16 protein-coding genes are annotated in these 13,218 nt (G+C 66.1%); 11 read left to right on the top strand and 5 right to left on the bottom strand.

Annotation, left to right across the window (positions count from 1 at the left end; all coding sequences use genetic code 11):
* Positions 1-14 precede the first annotated feature (14 nt).
* On the top strand, positions 15-1,223 hold the full coding sequence (locus H3005_RS02005) for an endonuclease/exonuclease/phosphatase family protein (RefSeq protein ID WP_100551846.1): 1,209 nt from the start codon (positions 15-17) through the stop codon (positions 1,221-1,223).
* A gap of 114 nt (positions 1,224-1,337) precedes the next feature.
* Here the strand turns inward: H3005_RS02005 and purT are convergent, their stop codons facing one another.
* Positions 1,338-2,525 (bottom strand): formate-dependent phosphoribosylglycinamide formyltransferase, encoded by a 1,188-nt coding sequence (gene purT / locus H3005_RS02000; protein WP_191077499.1) that lies wholly within the window; start codon positions 2,523-2,525, stop codon positions 1,338-1,340.
* A gap of 145 nt (positions 2,526-2,670) precedes the next feature.
* Here purT and H3005_RS01995 point away from each other — a divergent pair, with 145 nt between their 5' ends.
* The 6 genes from H3005_RS01995 to H3005_RS01970 are packed head-to-tail and all read left to right on the top strand — an operon-like array spanning position 2,671 to position 6,654.
* Positions 2,671-3,552: an SPFH domain-containing protein gene (locus tag H3005_RS01995; protein WP_100551844.1), complete on the top strand. Its 882-nt coding sequence runs from the start codon at positions 2,671-2,673 to the stop codon at positions 3,550-3,552.
* A 45-nt stretch (positions 3,553-3,597) separates the two neighbouring features.
* On the top strand, positions 3,598-3,777 hold the full coding sequence (locus H3005_RS01990; protein WP_005412615.1) for a hypothetical protein: 180 nt from the start codon (positions 3,598-3,600) through the stop codon (positions 3,775-3,777).
* Complete coding sequence (locus H3005_RS01985; RefSeq protein ID WP_089239544.1) at positions 3,774-3,953, top strand: DUF4177 domain-containing protein; 180 nt, start codon at positions 3,774-3,776, stop codon at positions 3,951-3,953. The genes H3005_RS01990 and H3005_RS01985 overlap by 4 nt, the downstream gene beginning before the upstream one ends.
* 2 nt (positions 3,954-3,955) lie before the next feature.
* A complete protein-coding gene (locus tag H3005_RS01980) occupies positions 3,956-5,245 on the top strand; it encodes an alpha/beta fold hydrolase (RefSeq protein WP_100551843.1) in 1,290 nt (429 codons plus the stop codon).
* Entirely contained in the window at positions 5,242-5,835 is a 594-nt protein-coding gene (locus tag H3005_RS01975) for a PH domain-containing protein (RefSeq protein WP_191077498.1), read from the top strand. Before H3005_RS01980 ends, H3005_RS01975 begins: the two co-directional genes overlap by 4 nt.
* Before the next feature lie 9 nt (positions 5,836-5,844).
* A complete protein-coding gene (locus tag H3005_RS01970) occupies positions 5,845-6,654 on the top strand; it encodes a M15 family metallopeptidase (RefSeq protein ID WP_191077497.1) in 810 nt (269 codons plus the stop codon).
* 257 nt (positions 6,655-6,911) lie between these two features.
* Here the strand turns inward: H3005_RS01970 and H3005_RS01965 are convergent, their stop codons facing one another.
* The 4 genes from H3005_RS01965 to H3005_RS01950 all read right to left on the bottom strand — a co-directional run bounded on the left by H3005_RS01965 (position 6,912) and on the right by H3005_RS01950 (position 10,554).
* Positions 6,912-7,283: a DUF423 domain-containing protein gene (locus H3005_RS01965; RefSeq protein WP_100551842.1), complete on the bottom strand. Its 372-nt coding sequence runs from the start codon at positions 7,281-7,283 to the stop codon at positions 6,912-6,914.
* 105 nt (positions 7,284-7,388) lie between these two features.
* Complete coding sequence (locus H3005_RS01960; protein ID WP_100551841.1) at positions 7,389-8,462, bottom strand: SRPBCC family protein; 1,074 nt, start codon at positions 8,460-8,462, stop codon at positions 7,389-7,391.
* A 245-nt stretch (positions 8,463-8,707) separates the two neighbouring features.
* Entirely contained in the window at positions 8,708-9,349 is a 642-nt protein-coding gene (locus H3005_RS01955) for a response regulator transcription factor (protein WP_025873873.1), read from the bottom strand.
* Positions 9,349-10,554, bottom strand: coding sequence for a sensor histidine kinase (locus tag H3005_RS01950; RefSeq protein WP_025873874.1), 1,206 nt, complete (start codon positions 10,552-10,554; stop codon positions 9,349-9,351). The genes H3005_RS01955 and H3005_RS01950 overlap by 1 nt, the downstream gene beginning before the upstream one ends.
* Positions 10,555-10,704: 150 nt before the next feature.
* Here H3005_RS01950 and H3005_RS01945 point away from each other — a divergent pair, with 150 nt between their 5' ends.
* The 4 genes from H3005_RS01945 to minE are packed head-to-tail and all read left to right on the top strand — an operon-like array spanning position 10,705 to position 13,216.
* Positions 10,705-11,301, top strand: coding sequence for a GNAT family N-acetyltransferase (locus tag H3005_RS01945; protein ID WP_100551840.1), 597 nt, complete (start codon positions 10,705-10,707; stop codon positions 11,299-11,301).
* A gap of 2 nt (positions 11,302-11,303) precedes the next feature.
* Positions 11,304-12,107 carry a septum site-determining protein MinC gene (minC, locus tag H3005_RS01940; protein ID WP_100551839.1) on the top strand — a complete coding sequence of 268 codons (804 nt, stop codon included), beginning with the start codon at positions 11,304-11,306 and terminating at the stop codon, positions 12,105-12,107.
* Positions 12,108-12,143: 36 nt separating this feature from the next.
* Positions 12,144-12,953: a septum site-determining protein MinD gene (gene minD / locus H3005_RS01935; RefSeq protein WP_089239526.1), complete on the top strand. Its 810-nt coding sequence runs from the start codon at positions 12,144-12,146 to the stop codon at positions 12,951-12,953.
* A gap of 2 nt (positions 12,954-12,955) precedes the next feature.
* On the top strand, positions 12,956-13,216 hold the full coding sequence (minE, locus tag H3005_RS01930; RefSeq protein WP_005408532.1) for a cell division topological specificity factor MinE: 261 nt from the start codon (positions 12,956-12,958) through the stop codon (positions 13,214-13,216).
* The last annotated feature ends 2 nt before the right edge of the window (positions 13,217-13,218 follow it).

The following is a 13,218-nucleotide window of genomic DNA, read 5'->3' as shown; positions in this document are numbered from 1 at the left end:
GCACAATACGGCCCATGAACGCCAAACCCCTGATCCTCGGCCTGGCCCTGCTCTGTGGCGCCACCGCTCCCGCCTTCGCCACGCCCCCCGCGATGACCGAAAAACCGTCTGCAGCGCTGCGCCTGGCCACCTACAACACCTCGCTGTATTCGGACGAAGCCGGCGGCCTGATCGCCGAGCTGGAAGGCGACAGCGAACACGCGCGCAAGATCGCTGCGGTACTGCAGCAGGCGCGCCCTGACCTGGTGCTGCTGAACGAATTCGATTTCGACGACGCCCATCGCGCTGCCGACCTGTTCCAGAAGCGTTACCTGGAAGTGGCCCAGCCCGGTGGCGGCAAGCCGCTGCACTTCGCCTACCGCTACCTGGCACCGGTGAACACCGGCGTGCCCAGCGGCCTGGACCTGGACAACAACGGCGTGGTCGGTGGTGAAGGCCGAGGCCGTGGCAACGACGCCTGGGGCTACGGCCTGCACCCGGGCCAGTACGGCATGCTGGTGCTGTCGCGCTACCCGATCGACGAAGCCAAGGTGCGCAGCTTCCAGCTGCTGAAGTGGAGTGCGATGCCGGGCGCGATCCGCCCGATCGATCCGCGTACCGGCAAAAACTTCTACAACGACACCGTCTGGTCGCAGCTGCGGCTGTCGTCGAAGTCGCATTGGGACGTGCCGGTGAAGACTCCGGCCGGCGTGGTGCATGCGCTGGTCTCGCATCCGACGCCGCCGGTGTTCGACGGCCCGGAAAAGCGCAACGCCGCGCGCAACCACGACGAACTGCGCCTGTGGCAGGAGTACCTGTCCAAGGGTGACAAGCCGTGGTTGTGCGACGACAAGGGCCAGTGCGGCGGCCTGGCCCAGGATGCACGCTTCGTCATCCTTGGCGACCTCAACAACGATCCGGTCGATGGCGATGGCCGCCACGAGGCGATCGTCGAACTGATCGAGAACGCCCGCGTTCTGCGCTACCCCACCCCGCGCAGCGTCGGCGCCGAGCAGACCAGCCTGGCCTATGCGGCCAAGGGCATCGAACGCAAGGGCGCACCGTTCCATGCCACCGGCGATTTCGGGCCGAAGTCAGGCACCATGCGCCTGGACTACGTACTGCCCTCGACCGGTTTCGAGTACATCGGCAGCGGCGTGTTCTGGCCTGCCAATGAAAGTGCCGAAGCGAAGATCGCCGACGGCAGCGACCACCACCTGGTGTGGGTGGACGTGAAGCCGTAACAGGTGTTGATGGAGTACCGACCAACGGTCGGTACCCACCGGAAATCTATACCGACCAACGGTCGGTACCCACCGAAATTCGGTAGGCGACGACCGTTGGTCGTCGCTTCTTTTTCAAGAGCGCAGTTCGACGCCGATGGCTTCGGCGGCATCAAGCGCGATGGCACGCGCCTCGTCGATGGTTTCCGCACGCGCCAGGGTCACGCCGACACGGCGATGGCCGTGCACGCTGGGCTTGCCGAACAGGCGCACGGCGGTGTCCGGCACCTGCAGTGCGGCGGCCACGTTGTTGAAGTACGGCACGCCCTCGCCATGCGCCAGCAGCGCGCACGAGGCCGATGCACCGCTCTGGCGGATCAGCGGGATCGGCAGGCCGAGGATGGCCCGCGCATGCAGCGCGAACTCGCTGAGTTCCTGCGATACCAGCGTCACCAGACCGGTGTCATGCGGACGCGGCGATACTTCGCTGAACCAGACCTCGTCGCCCTTCACGAACAGCTCGACACCGAACAGGCCCCAGCCACCCAGGTCATCGGTGATCGCGCGCGAAATCTCCTCGGCACGCGCCAGTGCCTTGTCCGACATCGGCTGCGGCTGCCAGCTTTCGCGATAGTCGCCATCCTTCTGCAGGTGGCCGATCGGCGCGCAGAACGAGGTGCCACCGGCGTGGCGCACTGTCAGCAGGGTGATCTCGTAGTCGAAGTCGATGAATCCCTCGACGATGCAGCGCCCGGCACCGGCACGGCCGCCGGTCTGCGCGTACTCCCAGGCCGGGGCGATGTCCGCCTCGCTGCGCAGCGTGCTCTGGCCCTTGCCCGAGGACGACATCACCGGCTTGACCACGCACGGCAGGCCGATCGCCGCCACGGCGTCGCGGTACTCGGCCTCGGTATCGACAAAGCGGTACGGCGAGGTCGGCAGGCCCAGCGTCTCGGCGGCAAGGCGGCGGATGCCCTCACGGTCCATGGTCAGGCGCGCGGCACGCGCAGTCGGAATCACCTGCAGGTCCTGCTCCTGTTCCAGCTGCACCAGGGTCTCGGTATGGATCGCCTCGATCTCCGGCACCACCAGGTGCGGCTGCTCCTGCGCGATCAACTGGCGCAGGGCCATCGCATCCAGCATGTCGATCACGTGCGAGCGGTGTGCCACCTGCATGGCCGGGGCATCGGCGTAACGGTCGGCGGCAATCACTTCCACGCCCAACCGCTGCAGCTCGATGGCCACCTCCTTGCCAAGTTCGCCCGAGCCCAGCAGCAGCACGCGGGTGGCGGAGGGGGACAGCGGGGTTCCAAGCTTGGCCATGACGGGGTTCCAGCAGCAATGTGAAGGCGGGTGGGCATTCTATCCGGTCCGGCCGAAGTGCCTGAGCAAGCCCACCCGACGAACGGCAGCCCGAATGTGATATCAATTTGATATCTTCATTTCGAACCCTCAAGGACGTACCGCCATGAAAGAGAAGTCGCTGTCCTCCCTCAACGGCCTCGGCGCGCTCGCCGGGTCCCTGGTCGTGGCCCTCGCCGGCGGCGCCCTGTTCGTGGCCGGGGTTGCGGCGAAGGCCAGCACCGGCTCGCCCAACGTGCTGCTGATCCTGGCCGGCCTGCTGATCGCCGCGCTGGCCCTGGTCGCGCTGGCCGGCCTGTATACCGTGCAGCCCAACCAGGCGGCGGTGGTCAGCCTGTTCGGCAAGTACGTAGGCACCGTCAAGGACAACGGCCTGCGCTGGAACAATCCCTTCTTCAGCAAGCGCCGCGTGAGCCAGCGCGTGCGTAATTTCGAGAGCGGCAAGCTGAAGGTCAACGAGCTGGACGGCAGCCCGATCGAGATCGCCGCAGTGATCGTCTGGCAGGTGGTCGATGCCTCCGAAGCGGTCTACAACGTGGACGACTACGAGAGCTTCGTGCACATCCAGTCCGAATCGGCGCTGCGCGCGATGGCCACCAGCTATCCCTACGACCAGCACGAGGACGGCCAGCTAGCGCTGCGCAGCCACGCCAGCGAGATCTCCCAGCACCTGAAGAACGAACTGGCCGAGCGCCTGGCCGATGCCGGCGTGCAGGTGATCGATGCGCGCATCAGCCACCTCGCCTACGCCGCCGAGATCGCCCAGGCGATGCTGCAGCGTCAACAGGCAAACGCGGTGATCGCCGCACGCTCGCGTATCGTTGCCGGTGCGGTCGGCATGGTCGAGATGGCGCTGGCCGAACTGCAGAAGAACGGCGTGGTGCAGCTGGATGAGGAGCGCAAGGCGCACATGGTCAGCAACCTGTTGACCGTGCTGTGCTCGGACCGCGGCACGCAGCCGGTCGTCAACACCGGCTCGCTGTACTGAGCCACCCTCGCAACGGGGCGCCCCACCGCCCCGCCAGGAGTCTGCATGAGCGAGAAAAAAGCCTATCCGCTGCGCATCAACGCCGAGGTCCTGGCGGCCGCACAGCGCTGGGCGGACGATGAACTGCGCAGCCTCAACGCGCAGATCGAATACGTGCTGCGCGACGCACTGCGCAAGGCAGGACGCCTGCCGAAACCCAAGCCATCGCCGGAGGACAAGGAATGAGCAAGCGCTGGAGCTACCTGACCGTCGAGGTCAAGACCACCATGATGGGACTGCAGAAAGCCGACGACATCCAGGCCGAACTCAGCCGCCAGGGCCAGCTCGGCTGGGAACTGGTCAACATCATCATCCCGGCGCCGATGCGCCCGGCCCTGCTGGTCTTCAAGAAGGAGCTGTGACCATGAGCGCACGCCGTTCGTTGCTTGCCGTTTCGCTCGCCCTGTTGTCCGCCAGTGCAGCCGCTGGTGAACCGCAGCAGGTCGCAGCACGCCTGCTCGATCACCTGCAGGCGGGGCGGATCGCCGATGCCGAAGCCATGCTGACCCCGCAGATGGCCGCGGCCGTGCCTGCCGACAAGCTGCGGGGCCTTTGGCAATCGCTGGGTGAACTGAAGCAGCGCGGACCAGCGCACAGCAGCGAGCAGCAAGGCCTGCACCTGGTGGACGTACCGCTGCAGTTCGCCAGTGGCGCGGTGATTGCGCAGGTGGCGGTGAACGCACAGGACAAAGTAGCGGGTCTGCTGCTGCGGCCTGCCCCGGCCGCCAAGGCAGCGCCGCCGCCGGCCGACGCGGACTACAGCGAAGCCGATTTCAGCGTGCCGCAGGCGCGCGGTGCACTGCCCGGCACGCTGTCCCTGCCCAAGGGCAAAGGACCGTTCCCGGCCGTAGTGCTGGTGCACGGCTCCGGCCCGCAGGATCGCGACGAAACCATCGGTGGCAACCGCCCGTTCCTGGACATCGCCCGCGGCCTGGCCGCGCACGGCATCGCAGTACTGCGCTACGACAAGCGCACCCATGCCCGCCCGCAGGATTTCCAGAGCGGCAGCTTCAACGTTGATGACGAGACCACCGACGACGCCGTCGCCGCGCTGAGCGCGTTGGCTGCGGACCCACGCATCGACGGCAAGCGGATCTTCGTGCTCGGCCACAGCCAGGGCGGCATGCTCGCCCCGCGCATCGCCAGCCGCTGGCCACAGGCGCGCGGCGCGATCCTGTGGGCCGCGCCGGCGCGCACATTGCTTGAGCTGCTGCCGGAGCAGAACCGCTACCTGTTGTCGCTGGACGGCTCGATCAGTGCGCCGGAACAAGCGTTCCTGGACAAGCTGGCCGCACAGATCGCCGCGGCCCGCAGCGACAAGCCCATACCCGCCAGCGAACTGCCGCTGGGTGTGCCGCAGGCGTTCTGGAAAAGCATCGAATCGGTGAACGCTCGTGGCGATGCGGCGGCACTGAAAAAACCACTGCTGATGCTGCACGGCGGCCGCGACTTCCAGGTACCGGAAACGGATTGGGCACTGTGGAAAAAAGCCCTGGCCGATCGCACGGACGTGCAATGGAAGGCCTACCCTGCCCTCAACCACATCGGCATCGCCGGCAGCGGCTCCAGTTCATTGAAGGAATACGCGCAGCCGGGCCACGTCGATGGGCAGCTGATCGATGACGTCGCGCGCTGGGTGGAGTCGCAACGATGAGCGGCAGTGATGCACGTCCGTTCGACGTCGCCGAAAGCTCCTCGCTGCGGGTGCTGTGGGTGCTGCTGCCACTGCTGGCGGTACTGGGCGTCGGCATCTGGTCGCAGCTGCACGACAGCCGCACCGACGCTCCCTGGATGGAGGTCACGCTGTCGCCCCCGTTTTTCCTGATGGGTGGCAGCGCGGCATGGAGCCTGGCGGTGATCGTGCTGATGGGCGTCGGCCTGGGCTGGGCGTTTTTCCGCCGCCGGGTGGAGCTGGCAGATAACGTACTGGACGTGCGTTCGACGCTGTACCGCCGCCGCACCCCGGTGGCCGACCTGCTGCTGGACCAGGCCGAGGTGGTCGACCTCGGCCGTGATCGCCGCTACGGCACCCGCTTCAAGACCAACGGCTACAGCATGCCCGGCTTCTACTCCGGGCACTTCCGCCTGCAGGGCGGCGGCAAGGGCTTTGCCCTGGTCACCGACCGCGCGCGCACGCTGGTGATTCCGGTGCGCGGCGGCAGCACCCTGCTGCTCAGCCTGGAGCGCCCGCAGGCGCTGCTGGAAGCGCTGCGCAAGGTGGCCGCCACGGCGCCACGGCAGTAAGCTGGATCGATGCACCGCACCACTCCACTGTTGATCAACACCGAGACCGTCGAACTGTGGCCAGCGCCGCTGCTGCGCGCGCGCAGCAATCTCGACGCCCGCCTGCTGGCGCGTGCGCAATGGGTATTGCGGCGCAAACAGGATGGCCGCTACCTGGCGGCGGTACTGGCACACGGCGTGCACTCGCTTGTGCCGCGCCTGCCACGCGAACCGGGTGTGGAGGAAGCGCTGGCGTTGCTGGATGGCGCGTGGTCACGGCCGTTTGGCGCTGCACTGGAAGAGCAGTGGCTGCCGCTGGCCGGCCTGCAACAGCGCTTGCAGCAATTGGGCCTGGATGTGCAGCGCTATGCGCAGGACAGTGGGCTGGCGCTGGAGGCCGAGCCCTGCCTGCTGCACTTCGCCGGACGTGACCGCTTCGCGCGCCCGTTGTGGCTGCGTCGCGGTGCCGCGCAGGGTTGGCGACGGATGCGCCTGCATGCCGCGCGGGATGGCATTGCACTGGACGCGATCTCCGGCTTCCGCAGCCATGCGTATCAGCTCGGCATTTTCGAACGGAAGCTGGCGCGCGGGCAGAGTGTGCCGCAGATTCTGCAGGTCAATGCAGCGCCCGGCTTCAGCGAACACCACAGTGGTCACGCACTGGACATCGGCACGCCGGGGGATGCGCCGGCAGAAGAGACCTTCGAGGCGACGGCCGCGTTTGCGTGGCTGCAGGCCAATGCGGGAACGCACGGGTTCCATCTGAGCTATCCGCGCGACAACCCGCATGGGATCGTCTACGAACCGTGGCACTGGTGCTGGAAACCGGCCAACGGCTGAGCCCCTCGTGGCGGCTGCTTGACTGCGATCCAGGGTTGGCCGGGAGGGTGGGCGGCGTAGGGGCCGCTGCAAGTACGTCCATGTAAGCTCGGGCGCGCCATCCATGGCGCTTACGCCCCTGCGCCGCCCACCCTCCCGGCCGCGGACAGTTTCCGCGTGCGTTCGCCACGGAATGGAACAAGAGAGCAAAGGCAGACGCGGGTCGCTGCGCTCGAAGCCGGGCATGGCCCGGCACTACCGATGCTTGGACGCTGCGGTCACCGCCTCAGTGCATTGATCGCCAGCAGTACCCATCCTGCCATCAGCGTGGTGCCGCCTACCGGCGCCAGCCGCGTCGGCAACTGCCACAGCGCACCGCCCAGCAGGCTGCCGGAGAACAGCAGCACACCCAGCAGCAACACGTACAACGCCAGATGCGCGATCGCGCCCTGCGCGCGGGGGCCGAGGGCCGCCAGTACCGCACCGTGGGCAAACGCGTACAACGCCGCCATGTTCAGGTGCTGCTGCGCCAGCGGATCGGACACGCCATGCGCGGCATAGGCGGACAGACCGATCGAGGCGGCCGCCAGCAGCGCCCCCAGGCAGGCCAGCAACGACGGTTTACGCGCGCGTCGTTCGGTATTGAACATGACAGCTCCTTGCGCAATGCCCGACACCGGGCTCGGGATGAAAAAAAAACGCGCCGCAGGAAGCGGCGCGTTTTCGTGTCCAACACTACATGGGTCAGCCGAGGCTTACTTGACGGCCCAGTAGATGTCGTACGTCGCTTCCGGGGTGAACGACTTGTCCACGCCGTCCTTCCAGGTTTCGTACGGACGGTCGATGACTTCGTTACCCGAGGTCACGGCCCAGGCGCGCAGGGCGCTGCGGGCAACGTCCAGACCTGCCATGTGGCCGGTGTAGGCCGCATGCGCCGAACGGTGCGGAGCAACGCGGACGTACTTGACCGGAGCGCCACCGTCGATCTTGACGGTCAGCTGTTCGGCCGGCACGCCTTCGGCACCCTTCTTCTTCACCGGCTGGGCGATGTCGAAGGCGTACTTCTCAGCACCGAAATCGGTGGTGATGATACGCAGCGGACCTGCGGCTTCCAGGCCATTGGCCTCGATCACGCGCTTGATCCACTCCTGGTTGTCCTTGATGGACTTGCTGATGGAGTCCTGGCCACGATCGACGTTGCCGGCGGTGACGACCAGCAGGTCCTCGGCCGGGACATCGACGATACCCAGATCGGTCAGCGGAGCTTCGGAAGTGCGGTAGTCGACATTCGGCACGGTGGCCAGCATGTTCGCCATGCGCGACAGACCCATCTTGATGTCATCGCCGATCTGGCGGCTGACATACAGGCCTGCGTAGCGGCCGAACAGGTCGAAGCCATACTTCACCGAGTAGTCCTGGGTGATCTTGACGTTGCGACCGCCCTTGCCGGTCGGCTCCAGGGTGAAGGTGCTGACCTTGTCGTGACCCTTGGTGGCGTCGTCGATGGCGATAACAACACGCTTGTTCTCTTCGGCTTCGGTCACCTTCCAGGAACCGGTGCCCAGGTCCTTGGAAGTGAAGTCGAGAGTGGCACCGACGCCGGAGACCGGGCCGGACAGCTTCAGTTCAACGGCGGGATCGCGCAGTACCAGCGGGTTCCAGTCCTTGAAGCGGCGCAGACTGCTGACCGTGTCGTACACGATCGTCATCTTGCGGTTGGTCTCGATGCTTTCGGTGATGTGACGCTCGCCCGGCAGACAGACGCCAATGATGACGAACAGGCCAGCCACGATCCCCAAGGCGATCAGGAACTCGATAATACGGGTCATTCAGAGAGTCTCCGGGGCCGATCCCACGGCCGGGTTGATTGAAGCGAAGCGCCAATCCTAGCAGGCTTCGCGGGCATTGGTTATCGGGATTGGCGCACCGGTTTCCGTGCCGGCTGCGCATTTGTATGGACAAAGAATTCGAAGGGTAACGCATCCGCGTACCCGGCAAGTAGGGGGCAAACAGGGGGCAACCCTGAATCCGGGCCCGGACTGCATGCCAAGTCTTTGTCGTTAAAGGATTTTCCTCACACCAACTGGAGTTCAAACGCTTTCAGGACCGCACGCGTACGGTCACGTACGCCCAGTTTGGAGAGGATGTTGGACACATGGTTCTTGATCGTGCCCTCGGCGACCCCCAGCGAATTGGCGATCTCCTTGTTGGAGAAACCGCTGGCCATCAGCCGCAGGATCTCGGTCTCACGGTCGGTCAGCGGGTCGGGGCGGTCCAGACTGACGAAGTCGTTGCGCATGTGCTCCAGCCCGGACAGCAGGCGCTGGGTCACCGCCGGCTGCACCAGCGAACCGCCATCGGCCACCGTGCGGATCGCCCCGACCAGCTGCGCCAGAGTCACATCCTTGAGCAGGTAGCCCTTGGCACCGGCCTTGAGCCCGGCCAGCACCAGCTGGTCATCGTCGAAGGTGGTCAGGATGATGGTCGGCGGCAGCTGTTCCTGCCGTGACAGCACCTGCAGCGCCTCCAGCCCGGACATCACCGGCATGCGCATGTCCATCAGGACCACGTCCGGACGGATCTGCGGGATCAGCTCGACGGCCTGGCGGCCATCGGCGGCCTCGGCCACCACTTCGATGCCGTCGTCGAGCGCCAGCAGCGAGCGGATCCCCTGCCGCACCAGGGTTTGGTCGTCGACCAGGCAGACGCGAATCATCAACGCACTCCTTCAGGAACCTGGGTAAGGGCCGCCAGCACCGTTGCCGGTACCGTCGCCCGCAGCCGGAAGCCTTCGCCGGGGCGGGTCTCCACCTGCAGCTGGCCTCCACATTGTTGCAGGCGTTCGCGCATGCCGCGCAAACCATTGCCCACATTGACCGTTTCCGCCCCGACACCGTCGTCGCGGGCTTCCACTACGACCTGGTCCGGGACCTCACGGTACACACGCAGCCACAGGTGGCGGGCGCCGGCATGGCGCACCGTGTTGGTGATGATCTCCTGGGTGCAGCGCAGCAGCACATGGGCCCGCTGCGGGTCTTCCACGTTCAGCGGCTCTTCGATCTCCAGCTGGATGTCCAGCGAAGGCACGTGCTCGGTCAGCGGACGCAGGGCAGCGGCCAGGTCGATGGCGCCGGTCTCGCGCAGCTGGCTGACTACCTCGCGCACGTTGCCCAGCAGCAGCTTGGCCAGGGCATGGGAGCGCTTCACGTGCTCCAGCGCCTGGCCCTCGGCCAGATGGCCGGCCACTTCCAGGTTCAGGGTCAGCGCAGTCAGCTGATGACCCAGCAGGTCGTGCAGTTCGCGCGAAATGCGGGTGCGCTCGTTCACCCGCGCGCTTTCGGCCAGCAGCGCACGGGTGGCGCGCAGCTCGGCATTCAGGCGGCGCTGCTCCTCGCGCGCCTCGGCCTGGCGGCGGGCCACCAGCGCGATCACGAACACGAAGCTGGAGAAGCCCATGTAGCCGACGGCCTGCAGCACGGCGATGACCGGCGGGAAGCCCAGTGGCTGGATGTAGACCGGCAGCACGGCCAGGTTGCTGGCCACCAGCCACACCACACCGATGCGCGGGCCCAGCAACCAGGGCAGCAGGCCGGCCACCACCATCAGCAGGATGCTGCCCAGCGCGGTGCCGGAGAAATAGCTCACGCCGATCGCGCAGGCGGTCAGCAGGATCAGCGCGGCATGGTCGAAGAAGCCGGGCCGGCTTTCGCCCAGCGAGCGGGTCAGCACCCAGTACACGAAGCCGAAGGCCAGGTAGGCCGACGCCCAGGGAATGATCCGGAAGCCGGCCTCGCCGTCCAGGCTCTCCAGCGTCAGCGACACCGGGTCGATCAGGTAGATCGCAAGCCAAAGGCCGACGGTGCCCCAGGTGAACAACCCGGAGTAGCGCAGCATCGCATTGTGGTTGAGTCGGGCCAGCATCACCCATCGTAGCCTGTGTGTGGCTGCTCCCAAGCGCCGAAAGTCATGCTTGGGCATATCCCCCTGTTCATGCCGCAGCCCACCCCGGGCATGCAATAATCGTGCGCAGGGTCTTGTAATGGACCAACCGCGTTACCCCACGGAGTCACAATGTCGATTGTCATCCGCGACGTGCGCGAGCACGAGCTCGATTCCGTCCTGGCTTTGAACAACAATGCTGGCCTGGCCATCCTTCCCCTGGATGCCGAGCGCCTGCGCCTGTTCTATGCAACCGCTGAGTATTTCCGCGTCGCCGAGCGCGACGGCAACCTGGCCGGTTTTTTGATCGGCTTCGGCAGCGACAGCCAGCACGACAGCAGCAATTTCGCCTGGTTCAAGCAGCAGCTGAACACCCCCTTCTTCTATATCGACCGCATCGTGGTCGCCAGCCGCCGTCGCGGTGGTGGCGTCGGCCGTGCGTTCTACGCCGATGCGCAGAGCTTTGCCGAACTGCGCTACCCGCAGATGACCTGCGAAGTGTTCCTGGACCACGGCGCCGATGCCGCCCTGCTCTTCCACGGCAGCTTCGGCTTCCGCGAGCTGGGCCAGAACACCATGCCGCAGGTGGACGTGCGGGCCAGCATGCTGGCCAAGGAACTGTGCAGTTTCCCGTGGGTGAACGAAACCTACGGCGGCAAGCTGCCCGATGTGGCGTGGGCACGCGACCGGCAGCTGCCGGCGCAGGCACAGCGGTCGACGGGGACTTGAGCGTGGCGGTGAATTTCGATTACGAACAGGCCGGTGAACTGAAGATCGGCCAGGTGGGCATCGCCAACCTGCGCATCCGCACCCTTGATGTTGAACGCCTCGTGCAGGAAATGCAGGAGCGGGTGAGCCGTGCGCCGAAGCTGTTCGGCCGTGCAGCGGTGATCCTGGACTTCGGCGGCCTCAGCCAGGTGCCCGACGTGGCGACGGCACAGGCGCTGGTGGATGGCCTGCGCGGTGCCGGCGTACTGCCGGTGGCACTGGCCTATGGCACCAGCGCGGTCGACCTGCTCTCGCAGCAGCTCGGCCTGCCGCTGCTGGCCAAGTTCCGCGCCCAGTACGAGCGCGCCGAAGCAGAGCCTGCCCCGCCGCCGGCACCCGCACCGGAACCGCGGCGTGCCGCGCGGGCCGAGGCGAAGGCCGCACCGGCAGCGGCTCCGGCCACGCCGATGGGCAAGGCGGCCGATGCCGCCGCGCCACAGCCGGGTCGCATGCAGCTGGGCAACGTGCGTTCTGGCCAGCAGCTGTATGCGGAAAACTGCGACCTGACCGTGATGGCCACCGTCGGCGCCGGCGCCGAGGTCATCGCCGATGGCAGCATCCATATCTACGGAACCCTGCGCGGCCGTGCGCTGGCAGGGGCCCAGGGCAACACCGCGGCACGCATTTTCTGCCGTGATTTCCATGCGGAACTGGTCGCCATTGCAGGCCATTACAAGGTGCTGGACGATGTCCCGGAAACCCTGCGCGGCAAGGCCGTGCAGGTGTGGCTGGAACAGGACCAGATCAAGATCGCTGCGCTGGACTGACGCAGCACCTCAAACAGAATCATCAGGAGAAGTCCTTTGGCTGAAATCATCGTAGTCACCTCCGGCAAAGGCGGCGTCGGCAAGACCACTTCCAGCGCCAGCCTTGCATGCGGCCTGGCAAAGCGTGGCAAGAAGGTGGCGGTGATCGACTTCGACGTCGGCCTGCGCAACCTCGACCTGATCATGGGCTGCGAACGCCGCGTGGTGTACGACTTCGTGAATGTCGTGCACGGCGAAGCCACCCTCAAGCAGGCCCTGATCAAGGACAAGCGCTTCGACAACCTGTTCGTGCTGGCTGCCTCGCAGACCCGCGACAAGGATGCGCTGACCCAGGAAGGCGTGGGCAAGGTCCTGAAGGACCTGGCCGCCGACGGCTTCGAGTACATCATCTGCGACTCCCCGGCAGGCATCGAGAAAGGCGCCTTCCTGGCGATGTACTTCGCCGACCGCGCAGTGGTGGTGGTGAACCCGGAAGTGTCCTCGGTACGCGACTCGGACCGCATCATCGGCCTGCTCGATTCGAAGACCCACAAGGCCGAATCCGGCCAGGACGTGCCGGCCTTCCTGCTGCTGACCCGCTACACCCCGGTGCGCGTGGAAAGCGGCGAGATGCTCAGCATCACCGACGTCGAGGAGGTCCTCGGCCTGAAGGCGATCGGCGTGATCCCCGAATCGGGTGACGTCCTCAATGCCTCCAACAAGGGCGAACCGGTCATCCTGGATGGCGAATCCGCTGCCGGCCAGGCCTATGACGACGCCGTCGCACGCATCCTCGGCGAAGAACGCCCGATGCGCTTCACCAACGTCGAGAAGAAGGGCTTCTTCAGCAAGCTGTTCGGAGGGTAAGCATGGGCCTGTTTGATTTCCTCAAAGCGAAGAAGACCACCGCCGAAACCGCCAAGAACCGCCTGCAGATCATCATCGCGCAGGAGCGCAGCCACCGTGGCGGTCCCGACTACCTGCCGCTGCTGCAGCGCGAGCTGCTGGAAGTGATCAAGAAGTACGTCAACATCGACGTCGATGCAGTGAAGGTGGATCTGGTCAAGGATGGCCAGCACGACGTGCTGGACATTTCCGTGGCGCTGCCTGAAGGCCCGGACAAACCCTGACC

It is taken from the genome of Stenotrophomonas sp. Br8 (genome assembly GCF_014763005.1).
GTDB lineage: Bacteria > Pseudomonadota > Gammaproteobacteria > Xanthomonadales > Xanthomonadaceae > Stenotrophomonas > Stenotrophomonas lactitubi.
The sequence above is the reverse complement of the archived record's forward strand: the minus strand, read 5'-3'. Positions and strand labels throughout refer to the sequence as shown.